Here is a 12,164-nt window from a genome sequence, read left to right as displayed (position 1 = left end):
CCGCATGTAAAGGAAGAGAACCTGCAAACGGACAGCCAGAACCTACCAGGTCACATCAACTTCAACGGGCCGCTTTCGCTGTTGTCTATAACCGGCAGCGCACGCGAGCCAGGCAATTCGTAATGCCACCATTCGCTTGCGATGTGCGCAAAGCCGGCCGCGTGCATGATGCCCAGCAACAGCAGGCGATTGCGCTGCACAGACTGCGGCAGTCCTTGATGGAAATGCTCGGAAGCCTTCACCATCTCGTCGAAACCGGTGCCCATGTCTAGCGGTTGACCGTCGCCGTCTATCAGCGTGAGGTCGACGGCTGTGCCACGGCTATGATTCGAGCCACGGCCCAGTTCGGCGATGTACGTCGGGTCGGGCAGAAAGTCCCACAGCACCTTTTGCGCTTGCGGCGGCCGATAGGCGTCGAAGATACGCAACGTCATGCCTGCGCTGTCCGCGAGTTCGACGGCTTTGCGCAATGCAGCTTCGGCGGGTTCGAGCAGCAGGCAATGCGCTTCGCGGTAGATCGGCTTGCCCGTGAAGTTGCGGGACGTCGCATATACGAGGTCGATATCCACCCGATGTGTGTCGGGGGTGATAGGTATCAGGCGAGGAGTGTCGGTCATGGCTATCAGAATTCGAATTGATCGAGTTCGCGCTGCAGTTCGCGATTGCGCGCAACGCGCCCGTCGATGGCGGGGCCGAGACATTCAACAATTGAACTCAGCAGAAGATTGAAGAGACACGTGAGCGGCGCAAGCGAGTCCCAGAACTGGCCGACGTCCGTCTTGACTTGCAACAGATCGCAATCGAAATCGCGCGCCCACGGGCAATAGAGATCGGTGACGAGCGCGAAGGCGATGGCGCGCTGCGCCGCGGCTTCGCAATAGCGGCGTGCGATGCGTGAATAGGCGCGCGTGTCCGTCACGATCAGGTAGGGCGATGCAAACTCGGAGTTCAGTGAATCCACATACGAGCCCGACATTCCGTCGGAATAGAACACGCGTGGTCGCAGGTATTCGAGGTAGCTGAAAAACGCATTCGAGATGCCGCGAGTCGATTGAATGCCGACGACATACACGGCGTCAGCCGTGGCAACGCGCTTTGCAACCCGCTCGAATCCTTCGCTTCGTGCGAGCTGATAGACATCGCGTACGGCGTCGACCTCCAGCTCCATTGAGCGGGCGAGCGAGTCGCCTTGCGCGTCTTCTTGATGGCGCTCGCTGCGATAGGCATCGAGGCGATCGGTAATGAACCAGGGACGCGTTTGCGCGCCGCGTAACTCGCGCTTCAGCTCATCGAGATTGCGATAACCGACGCTGCGCAGGAAGCGTCCAACGGAAATGCCGCTCGTTCCTGTCTGCTGTGCGATCTGATCGGCCGTTTCAAGACCGAGCCGGTCGAGATTCGCGAGCATATAGCTCGCAATGCGCTTGGCCGTCGGCGTGAGCGTCGTAAAGCTCTCTTTGACGGTGTGGGCGAACGCAGTGGGCATCGGATCTTGTGCGTTAGTGTGCGTTATTTATCTGTCACAGCGACGTGCGCTGGTAGCTATCTGACAAGGACAATAAAGCGGACGCTACCTTAATTTTTCAATCGAAGACATCCAGTCGATAGTCGATTCGAAGTGCGAAGGTTTACGGGCGCAAGGCTGTTGAAGCATGCGTTCAGATCGCATTTTGCGGATTGCTGTTTGGTTCGGCGCGTCCGGAAGTGTGACCAACCTGCGTGGTTGACCAGGATCGGGATCGACATCCACGGCGAGCGCTTCGAATTCCGTTGCGGTTGCTTCGCGTCTGCGTAGGGCAGCTTCGCGGCTACGCGCCGTATCTCGACAACGTCCGCTAGTCTTGACTCGCGCCCTCACGTGTCTGCGCTCGCTCTGCTGAGACTGCAGAACTGGCTGGAGGACTCGTCTCGAACAAGGAGCTAGCTGTGTCCAGTATTAAAACGAAACCCAATTTGACGATCAACACGTCGAGCGTCACGCAACATTCGTCCACGGGCTCGTCTGAGCCGTTGAGTACATCACCGTCAGCGCGCGCCAGGAATCCGGCGCTGGCCGCTTTGCCACCTTCACCGACCAGTCCGCGCGCTTCCTCTGGCCGCCTGTTCCTCGTTGCAAAGGCCGCGCAGAAGTTCAAAGGCACCGGAAACGTGGGTGTCGAAACCAAGCTGCAGCCGAAACTCGAAGCGGGAAAGGCACATAAGGACGTTGCGTTCCAGGAGGGTGGCGGATTTGTCGTCAAGAGCACATATACGAAGAAGTTCTCCGCTGATGAGATGGCTCAGCGAAACGCAGACCATCAGGCTAAGCTGGCAAAACATGAAGCGGATGTCAGCGCCTTTAAGGAGCAGAATCCGCAACTGGCAGGAAAGAAACTTGAGAAGGCCCTCGGCCAGCAGAAATTGGGCAGTGCGCCCAAGCCACCCAAGCCAACCAGACCGCTTGGATCGAATGAAGTCGAATATCACCCGCCTGGCGGCATACATTCTCTGAATCAGACGGATCTCCCTGGTCAGCCCGGCGAGTTCGGCGGCTCCTATGCGCGCGTCAAGCGCAGTGATGGCGGTTCTTCCTCCGAGTTCGAACGGCTGAGCCGCTTTGGTAAGTTCGGGGACAACCAGACTATAGAGGGCAAGCCGCTCGGCGGGCAGAGCAGAGCCGATCCATCCACTATCAGGCGGCAGGCGCCTGAGCGACGCAATTCTGAGCCGCCGTCTCCGGCCACGGCCCAGGCCGTTCTGGACAAGTACTACAACAAGCCCGTCGAGACGATGAAAGAACTCGAGTCGGGCAAGCCATATAAGGACATTGCGCAGGCGTCCTCGTTGGACGAGTAACTTTTCTCACCGCCACACCTGGCTGTTCGCAGACACGGTGAACTGCGAGCAGACCAGTGCGGATCTTTATGGCTCGTCGCGGTTGCGAAGAGCAAGCACATTAGACGCCGCCGACATGTCGTGTAGGTGTGTAATTGCGCATTTCAGGCGCCGCTCCCTCCCAGCGTTTTCATGCTCTTCCATTGACCCTGTTGAACCTGGAACAGCGTGTACGGCGGCTTGATCAGATCGCCGTACGGGTCAAACGCGATCTGTCCGGTCACGCCCGTAACGTTGACCTTCGACAGACTATCGACGATCTTCGAGCGGTCGAGCGAATTCGCCGTGTGAATCGCCTTGAGCATCGCGAGCGCAGCGTCATACGCAAACGGCGCGTACAGTTCCACGTCCTGATTGAAGCGTGCCTTGTAACGCTTGCCGAACTCGAGCGCGGCCGGCTGCTTGTCGAGCGCGGGACCGGGTTCCAGATCCTGCGTGCCGTCGCCCGCGGTGCCGGCGATCTGCAGGAACGCATTGCTCTTCAACGCGCCCGCGCCGAACAGTTGCGCGTTCATGCCCAGAGAGCGCATCTGCTTGATCAGCATGGCGCCCTGTTCATCTAGGCCACCAAAGAAAATCAGATCGACGTTCCTGCTTTTCAACGTCGTCAGGATGGCGCGAAAATCGACCGCTTTGTCGTTCGTAAATTCGCGAACTACGATGTTGCCGTTTGCTTCTTTGGCGCCTTTCTCGAAGGCGTCCGCGAGACCCTGGCCGAACGCCGTGCGGTCGTCAATGATGCCGATCCGCTTCGCCTTCATCTGCTCCACCACGAAATGTCCTGCGACCACGCCGCCGATGCCGTCGTGGCCCATCGTGCGAAACACGTTCTTGTAGCCCTGCTTGGTCAATTGCGGATTGGTCGAACCCGGCGTGATCATCGCGACATTTGCCTGGTGATAGACCGTCGACGCCGGAATGCTGCAACCCGAGTTGTAATGGCCTATTACGCCGACCACGCCATCGTCGACCAGCTTCTGCGCGACCTGGATCGCAACGCGCGGATCGGCCTGATCGTCCTGCACGTCGAGCACGAATTTGACGGGCTTCCCGCCGACAGTGGGATGTCGTGCGTTTTCTTCGTCGATCGCCAGTTGCGCACCGTACTGCAGGTCTTTCCCAACCCGTGCAACAGGGCCCGTTAATGGCCCGACAAAGCCGATCTCGACGACTTCCGGATCGGCTGCCGACGCAAACGGCGTCTGCGCGCCGAGTAGGCAGACGGCAAAATTCAACAGCCAGTTGCGGCGATTCATGATGAGCTCCTTGCGAGATGTCACGTCGCGCGTTATGTCGAACGAGCGGTTCGATGCGCGACGCGTCGAAACCGTCCCACGTATGGGTAGATGAAACTGAAACCTGTCGCTGCTGTGTCCGGTGAGTTGTCCGCAGTCTGGTCCTTCGCTAGATGCCAAAACGCGTCGCCGCATACGGCGCAAGATCGAGGGGAGGCGCACGACGCGCAACCAGGTCCGCGACGATTCGCCCGCTCACGCCAGCCAGCGTGAGCCCAAGATGCTGGTGACCGAATGCATAGATCACACGCTCGCTTGCACGTGAGCGCGCGAGCACCGGCACACCGTCGGCCAAGGTCGGACGAAAGCCAAGCCAACTGGTGTCCGGCGTTTCGAGCAGAGGCAACGCGCGTCGCGATGAAAACGTCAACAGGTCGAGCAACGAGCGGTTGCGCGTGTCGCTGAAGCCGCCCAGTTCGACGGTTCCCGCGACGCGGATGCCGTCGCTCATCGGCGTCATGTAAAAGCCCCGCTCGGCCCAGCCGACAGGCCGCGAAATGAGTTGCTGCGCGCCCGGATAACGCACGTGATAGCCGCGCTCGGTGTCGAGCGGCACGACGTCGCCGCATTGCCGGGCGAACTGCGCTGAGCGCGCGCCCGTAGCGATGACCACATGACCAAAGCTCCGAGTGACTCCATCGGCCGTCACGCTTGCGCCATCGCCGGAAGGCTGCACCGCGCTGACAGTCGAACGCTGCAGCGTCAGTCCTTGCGCTGCCAGTTGCTCAAAAAGCGCTTGCAGGAAGCCTTGCGGATCCGAGAAATGCCAGCTGTCGCTGAACAGCACGCCGCGCTCGAAAATCGGCGCGAGCGATGGTTCGAGCGCGCGAATATCGTTGCCGTCCAGCACGTCGAAGATGACACCGAGTTTCTTGCGTAGATCGAGCGCGGGACGCGCCGCGTTGAACGTAGCTGCGCTGGAGTAGAGATACAGGCATTCACGTGACCGCACGAAGCGCGCGAGTTCGGCATTCGCCAGCAACGGCGCATAGCCTTCCTGCGCTTGCGCGAGCAGCGCAGCGAGCGCGCCCGCGCTCGCCTCATAGCGGCGCGGCAGCGAACTCATCATGAAGCGCGCGAGCCACGGCACCAGGTGCGGCAGGTATTGGTAACGCAGCCTGAACGGGCTGTCGCCTGAAAACAGGTAGCGCGGCAGGTCACGGAACACAGACGGGTTGTTCACCGGAATGCACGCGTAATGCGCGAACGTCCCTGCGTTGCCGAACGATGCGCCTTGCCCGACGCCGGACGGATCGAATAGCGTGACCCGATGTCCGTCGCGCATCAACGAAGCAGCGCTGGCAAGGCCGATGAATCCCGCGCCGACGATGGCGATCTCAGACATTACTGGCGTCCATCGCGATCATCGCGACGTGCCGTTGACGTAAAGCCGCGCCGGGTTTGGGCGGTGCCTCGGAGACCGTGGACTGCGTAACACGCACTGGAACACTCCTGCTGTCTGATTCCCGAACGATGCCTGGCGGCGTCGCGACACGCTCGCTACCAGTCAAACTCTGGCATCTAGAATCACACAATAAATTTTTGTGTGCAATTAAAACGGCTGTTGTGTGGTCCTGGCATTTTCCCTGGATGAAGACGGGCACAATCTTCGCCGCTGTCCACGACCACGTCGGGACCGTCAGGTAGGCATACGCTCGGGCGTGTCTGGTATAGAATCGCCACACCTCCGCACAATTGCGGACAAAGCCGGTTTGTATGGAGACAGTTGATCTTATGGCTTCTGGCAAAGACGCAGCCCGCGCGGCCAACGGCGCGCCGGAGCAGGCGAAGCGATCGACCTACATCGAAGTGTCTAGCTCCATCGAGAGCGAAATCCGCAGCGGCATCTATCCGCCCGGCAGCCGTCTGCCGCCGCAGCGGCAACTGGCGACTGAACTGGGCATCAACGTGTCGACGGTGTCGCGTGCCTACAAGGAATTGCAGTTGCGCGGGCTGGTGATCGGCAGCAAGCGACGCGGCTCGCTGGTGACGGGCGGCGCGATGCCGAGCGTTGAACCGGCGCGCGCGACGAACAATGCCGCCATCGACCTGACGGTGAACCGGCCGGCCACGGGCGAATTTCTGGAGTGTCTGGCGCGCACGCTCGCCGAGTTGCCACGCGATCCACGCTATGCGCAATTGCAGGAATACCAGCCGCCACAAGGCCCCGAATGGGCGCGCGCGGCTGGCGCACGCTGGATGGCGGCGCCCGGATTTACGCCGGATGCCGCGCACGTGGTCGTCACGAGCGGCGCGCAGCACGGCCTGTATGCCGTGCTGAACAGTCTGATCGGCACGGACGGCGTGATCCTCGCCGACCGGCTCACCTACTACGGGCTGAAGGCGCTTGCGCCCGTGTTCCAGTTCGAGATCGTCGGCATTCCGAGCGACGCCGACGGCCTGCTGACAGATGAGCTCGACGCCGCATGCCGGCGCATGCCGGTCAAGGCGATCTTCACGGTGCCCAATCTGCAGAATCCGACTGTCACGACGATGAGTCTCGAGCGCCGGATGGCGCTCGTCGACATCGCGCGCAGGCACGGTGTCGCGATCATCGAAGACGACGTATATGGACCACTGGTGTCTCAGCGTCTGCCGACACTCGCGAGTCTGTGTCCGGAGCTGACCTTTCATATCGCCGCGACGTCGAAGATTCTCGCGCCCGGGCTGCGGCTCGGCTATCTGGCGAGTCCGCCCGACAGTTCCGCGCTGTGCGCGGAGGCCGTGCGCACTACCGCGTGGATGCCCGCGCCGATGTCGATGCTGATCGCGTCGATCTGGATCGAGGACGGTACCGCGCGCCACATCATGGATGCGCAACTCGCGGAGATTCGCGCGCGTCAGGCGCTCGCGCGGGAGTTGTTGCCGCAGTCGTTGCTACAGACCGATCCCGCCTGCATGTTCGTCTGGCTGAAGCTGCCGCCGCCCTGGCGCGCCGATGATTTTGCAGCCAACGCGAAGGCGCGCGGCGTGGTGGTCATGCCGTCGTCGGCGTTCGCGGTGGATCGCTCGGAAATCGAGCATGGCGTGCGTATCAATCTCGCGTGTGCATCGAGCCGCGATCAGCTCGTGAGCGCGTTGCGGTTGCTGGCGGGCACGCTAAAGGATCGGCCGAGGGCATTGTTTGGGACGATCTGAGTTCTGGCTCGTCGATGTCGCAAAGGCGGTTTCGCTTCAGGCTATCTACTACTCGTGCAAACCGTCGAAGCTGACGAGAAGCACATGTTCGACCTCATTGTGCCTGCCGTGATCGCCGTCTCCCCGCGATGATGGGTAACGCAACAACCTGCCGGACTATCAATGTGCAACTGATTGCGTCGAGTCCGTGAACGTTGACTTTCACCTGGCTGTATTTCGCCGGGGTTGCACAAGAATTTAGACGAGTGCGAGAGGTCGAGGAAGCGACCCTATCGTCAGGCAGACGGTGCGGAAGCAAAGGACCAGGAACTTTCGCCCAAGGCTGGGCTCAGCGCCGCTCATGGCAAGCGCCTCAGCAAGCGTGAGCCCATCTGGAACCCGATTAGCGGAAGCCGTAGACAACGATTTTCTTCCCCTCAAAATTTTCTTGCACAGCCTGCTCGCAATATTGCGGGCACGTTACCGAGTTGTCTCCGCTCGCGCCAGAGACAGTGACCGCCCTGTAAACAACGGATTCGACGAGCGTCCCATCCGCAGCGATGACCATGTTCAGGTCAGTCTCGACACCCGCCGGCACGGCTCCCCCGGCGGTATAAATGATTTTCATGGTGCCGGTGCAATCGGAGTTCACCGAGTATGTTCCGTTCTGGTTTGGATTGAACGTCGTGAGGCCCCCTTTCGGCAGCCCGCCGATCATGCCGAAGTCGGTGCGCGTGAAGCCGCCCGTGCCATCGAACGTCACGAGGGCGACGTCATCAAGAATCAACGTGGACGCATAGGGAGCGACTTTATTATTCGGTCCTATCAATCCGATAATTTCACCGTGACCGGTAAATGCATACGGGCCTCTGAGCGTTGCGTTCGAACAAAGGCCGCGTGGGCCGCCGTGTCCGTCGTGTCCCTCGTGGCTGTCGTGTCCACCGGGACCCTCGGCTTGCGCGGCGCCGCTGAGTAAGAGAAGCGCCACGGCGGTTGCTGAGAGAATGCTGAATGGTTTGATCTTCACGATAATCTCCTTGTTACCCAATCTGGCGCGAACCATCTCAGCGCAGGGGCCCATTGCCTGGCGGGATGAGACGCCCAATTCAAACGGAATGGAATTAGAGAATCGGTGCAGCGATAGGGCTGCCGCTGTTTGCGGAAACGAGCGATGGAAGAAAGAGGGCCGTCGGTGCTATTAGCTTTGGCTCACAGGATGCGAGAAAGCTCGTCGTTCGTTAGCTAGTTAATTGGCGAAACTAACTGGCGAAACGCTTCACCAAGCAGTAGTTTTGCCCGGCGTCGGCAGGCACGTGCAGAAGGGGTGCACGAAAGTCCGCGAATTTGTGACTTCGTGAGTCAGCCACGCTTTAATGTCGCATAGCAAAGGGGAGCGTAGTCCACAAACTTTGCCGATGCCAAACGAATATCGGACAAAACGCAGGCGCATTCAGAATCGCGTTGAGAGGACGATAGACTTTATCGAGTGATTCCCGACGACTCCGAAGAGTCTTCGTTGAAGTGCGCTGTGCCCGAGCCCAAGGTGAATCTGCGCCGGCGGGCGGCTCGCCGGCGCACACGGCTCTTGCGCTAACACAGGGCTAACTCGCTAACCCTGTGCGCCAGACTTCCTTAGAAGCGGGTGAGTATACCGACCGAACCCATGACCTGATTGCCCGTCGATGAAGCGCCACCTGCGTTGTACATGACTGCGACGTTCTTGTTGCCGGTTGCATGCTGGTACATAGCTTCGGCATACAGCTCCGTACGCGTCGACAGCGAGTAGCGCGCAATCGCGTTGACTTGATTCCACTTCGGATCGGCGCCGAACGACGTTGCACCACTCAGATGCGCATCGGTGTAGGCATAAGAAACGCCGAGCATGAGCGCTGGCGTAACTGCGTACTTGCCATTGAGTTCGTAGTTGTCGAAATGAGCGCCACCATTTTTCAGCCCGAACGCGTTCGTATTCTGATATTGGCTGTGCGTGTAAACAAAGCCGACCGTCGCTGGGCCGAAGCCGTAGCTCACGCCTGCACCAGCCGTACGCTGTACATCCGACGTCAGGCCACCCTTGAACTCGGTTGGATCAGCGGCACCCGTCGTATTCGGATTCGAAGCGCCCGAACCATTGATCTGCAGGTAGGCGGCAGCCACGTTCAAGCCGCCGAACTTGTAGCTGGCGCCCGCGCTGTAAGCACGATCGACAGCAAAGCCGGTCTGGGTGTTACTGAACGCATACATACCGCCAGCCTTGAAGCCCGCATAGTCAAGGCTGGTGAACTTGACCGCGTTGTTGAAGCGAACGCTATGTTGCAGGTTGTCGTTGTCATACGGATGCGCAAAACCCGAGTCACCGAACGGGCCCGCCGTGGCAGACAGCGGTGCGACGAAATCAACCATGGAGTCATACTGGCGGCCCAACGTGACGGTGCCAAAACTGTTGCTGCTCAGGCCGACATACGCCTGGCGACCAAACATCCGGCCACCCTGGCCGAGCGTGCCGTTATTGACGTTGAAGCCATTTTCGAGCACGAAGACGGCCTTCAGGCCGCCACCGAGATCTTCCGTGCCACGCAGGCCGAAGCGGCTACCGCTGATGTTGCCGCTCGCCAGTGCAACCCGGCTGCTTCCGCCGACGTTATTCGTGTACGTGATACCGGCGTCGATGAGGCCGTACAGCGTGACCGAGGTCTGTGCGTGGGCGGCCGTCGCGGCAAGCGCAACGGAGACAGCGAGGGCGATGCGAATCTTTTTCATGAAATAACTCGAGCGTGTTGGGATTGCGTCAGAAGACAGCGGGGCGAGTATAAAACCGTCCAGGCGGCGCACTTCATTTCCGGTCTGGATTGGACCTTTGCGTATTTCCGAAGTAATTCGCCACAATTTCGCCACAATTCTGGTGGTGTCCCAGCCCACAAGGCGCAGCGCTTCCGTGCTTCATCCCACGGCTCGAATCGCTGTTGTATCGAAGCGACGGTATTGGGGTTAGCCGCCGCCGCGAACCAGAGAGAACACGCCCGCGTGCAGGCCCGACGCTCTGACGGCTTGACGTATTTGCTGCGGCCTGCGACCGTGCAGTTCGCCGTCAGTGACTTCGCAGGTGCGCTTCAACTGCGCGCGCATCGAGGGCCGAGAGGTCTTCGTTGATCTCTTCGAAAATCATCTGACGCGTCTCCTCGCTCAGGCGCGCGCGCAGCATCCCGAGAAACTTCGGCTCGGCGGCTAATCGCAATCGCTGATACCGCTGATGGAGTCGCCCCAGTTCGATATAGTCGGCGACGGTCTTCGCGAACTTTTCGCGATCCTTCTCGCTCAGCGCCGGTCCACTTGGGCCGACATTGACGAGGTCTTCGATTTCCCGCAATTCCAGTTTAAGTCCCGGTGTCTCGAAGATTCGTGCACGGCTGCCGTCGGCAACGACAACCCAGGTAGTCCCAACCATGGTGCGCCTCTCAGCAATGATCGATCGCCGACTCTGCGGCCATCGCAAATCGTCGCGTGACGTCAGCGGGCTCGCCGGTCAACGACGGTCTATCTCCAACGCCCGTCGATGACGGACCGTGGGGCCTCCCCGCGCTCCTGCGCAAGCGACGGATAGTCGGTGTATCCGCGCTCTCCGCCTCCGTAGAACGTGGACGGGTCCGGCGAATTGAGCGGAGCATGCAACCGGAGGCGTTCGGGGAGATCGGGATTGGCGATGAACGGGCGTCCGAACGCGATCACGTCCGCGTTGCCATCCTCGAGCCATCTTTCCGCACTGCTGCCGTCGAACCCGCCTGCGACCATCAGCACACCGCGATAGGTGCGCCGTATCATCTCGCTCATGCGTTTCGCACGCTCCGTGAAAGTGCCGTCCTCACCGGTCGCCGCCAGCGCGGGATTGACGATGTGCAAATAAGCGAGCCGGTATCGATTGAGTTTCTCGATGATGTACGAGAACGTCGCCTCGGGATCGTCGTCATGCATGTCGTTGAAGCTGCCGAGAGGGGAAAGCCGCACGCCCACCCTTTCGGGCCCCCAGACTTCGCAAACCGTCTCGATCACCTCAAACAGCAGCTTGGCCCGGCGCTCGCTCGACCCGCCATATTCGTCCGTGCGGCGGTTTGTGCCCGACAACAGGAACTGGTCGAGCAGATACCCGTTCGCTGCGTGCACTTCGACGCCGTCCATACCGGCAGCCTTTGCGTTGCGCGCACCCCTGAAATACTGGCGCACGAGGTATGGCATCTCTTCGATCTGCAGCGCGCGGGGCGTGACGCAGGGCGCGAGGACACCTTCGCCGCGCTCATTCTCGATGAACGCCTCCGCTTTCGGCTGGAGCGCAGACGGCGCAACAGGCAGCATTTCATCAGGCTGCAACGAAGGGTGCGATATGCGTCCGACGTGCCAGAGCTGCATGAACATCAACCCGCCCGCCTCGTGCACGGCGTTCGCCACGAGCCGCCAGCCTTCGACCTGCTCGCGACTGTGAATCCCGGGCGTCCACGCATAGCCCTGTCCTTGCATCGACACCTGCGTCGCCTCGCTGATGATGAGCGCGGCCGATGCCCGCTGCGCGTAATAGCAGGCGTTGAGCTGAGACGGTATGTTGCCTGGCCGGCTCGCGCGCGAACGCGTCAGCGGCGCCATCACGGCACGATGTCGCAGGTTGTACGGCCCCACCTTGACGGGTTCGAAGAGCTTGCGCAGCGGGATCTGATCGTCGTGCTGCCCGGCGGCAGCAAACGTGGTTTCCGTATCCGGCATGAATTCGCTCCTTGCGTTTTTGAATCGGCCCGAAAAGTACTGCCATGGACGCTTCCAGGCGTCGGCGTCGGCGTCGGATCACATTGTCCTGATTCCGCTTCTAGCCACTCTAGCCATGGTCCGCGCACG

10 protein-coding genes are annotated in these 12,164 nt (G+C 60.5%); 2 read left to right on the top strand and 8 right to left on the bottom strand.

Annotated features, from left to right (window positions below):
- Window positions 1-50 precede the first annotated feature (50 nt).
- Together ddpX and sapR are read right to left on the bottom strand one after the other, a co-directional pair.
- Entirely contained in the window at window positions 51-617 is a 567-nt protein-coding gene (gene ddpX, locus ACTJLB_RS28700) for a D-alanyl-D-alanine dipeptidase (RefSeq protein WP_027805108.1), read from the bottom strand.
- A 5-nt stretch (window positions 618-622) separates the two neighbouring features.
- The gene (gene sapR / locus ACTJLB_RS28695) at window positions 623-1,486 is read right to left on the bottom strand and encodes a sap1 transcriptional regulator SapR (RefSeq protein ID WP_440785273.1); all 864 of its coding nucleotides are present in this window, start codon (window positions 1,484-1,486) and stop codon (window positions 623-625) included.
- Between the two features lie 440 nt (window positions 1,487-1,926).
- Between sapR and ACTJLB_RS28690 the strand changes: the two genes are divergently transcribed.
- The gene (locus ACTJLB_RS28690) at window positions 1,927-2,835 is read left to right on the top strand and encodes a hypothetical protein (protein WP_440785272.1); all 909 of its coding nucleotides are present in this window, start codon (window positions 1,927-1,929) and stop codon (window positions 2,833-2,835) included.
- 143 nt (window positions 2,836-2,978) lie between these two features.
- Here the strand turns inward: ACTJLB_RS28690 and ACTJLB_RS28685 are convergent, their stop codons facing one another.
- Together ACTJLB_RS28685 and ACTJLB_RS28680 are read right to left on the bottom strand one after the other, a co-directional pair.
- Entirely contained in the window at window positions 2,979-4,130 is a 1,152-nt protein-coding gene (locus ACTJLB_RS28685; protein WP_440785271.1) for a branched-chain amino acid ABC transporter substrate-binding protein, read from the bottom strand.
- Between the two features lie 148 nt (window positions 4,131-4,278).
- Window positions 4,279-5,514, bottom strand: a complete 1,236-nt coding sequence (locus ACTJLB_RS28680; RefSeq protein ID WP_440785270.1) for an NAD(P)/FAD-dependent oxidoreductase — start codon at window positions 5,512-5,514, stop codon at window positions 4,279-4,281.
- Between the two features lie 389 nt (window positions 5,515-5,903).
- On the opposite strand from ACTJLB_RS28680, the gene ACTJLB_RS28675 reads away from it, so the two are divergent.
- On the top strand, window positions 5,904-7,307 hold the full coding sequence (locus tag ACTJLB_RS28675; RefSeq protein WP_088176577.1) for an aminotransferase-like domain-containing protein: 1,404 nt from the start codon (window positions 5,904-5,906) through the stop codon (window positions 7,305-7,307).
- Window positions 7,308-7,689: 382 nt separating this feature from the next.
- On the opposite strand, the gene ACTJLB_RS28670 is transcribed toward ACTJLB_RS28675, so the two are convergent.
- From ACTJLB_RS28670 to ACTJLB_RS28655, 4 genes are all read right to left on the bottom strand, one after another.
- Window positions 7,690-8,313 (bottom strand): hypothetical protein, encoded by a 624-nt coding sequence (locus ACTJLB_RS28670; RefSeq protein ID WP_310071895.1) that lies wholly within the window; start codon window positions 8,311-8,313, stop codon window positions 7,690-7,692.
- Window positions 8,314-8,918: 605 nt separating this feature from the next.
- The gene (locus ACTJLB_RS28665) at window positions 8,919-10,046 is read right to left on the bottom strand and encodes a porin (protein ID WP_020071077.1); all 1,128 of its coding nucleotides are present in this window, start codon (window positions 10,044-10,046) and stop codon (window positions 8,919-8,921) included.
- Window positions 10,047-10,374: 328 nt separating this feature from the next.
- Window positions 10,375-10,731, bottom strand: a complete 357-nt coding sequence (locus ACTJLB_RS28660; RefSeq protein WP_440785269.1) for a host attachment protein — start codon at window positions 10,729-10,731, stop codon at window positions 10,375-10,377.
- A gap of 89 nt (window positions 10,732-10,820) precedes the next feature.
- Window positions 10,821-12,035, bottom strand: a complete 1,215-nt coding sequence (locus ACTJLB_RS28655) for an alkene reductase (protein WP_440785268.1) — start codon at window positions 12,033-12,035, stop codon at window positions 10,821-10,823.
- Between the last annotated feature and the right edge of the window lie 129 nt (window positions 12,036-12,164).

This window comes from Paraburkholderia sp. 22098 (assembly GCF_052045935.1).
GTDB lineage: Bacteria > Pseudomonadota > Gammaproteobacteria > Burkholderiales > Burkholderiaceae > Paraburkholderia > Paraburkholderia caledonica.
This window is presented reverse-complemented; position numbering and strand designations above follow the sequence as displayed.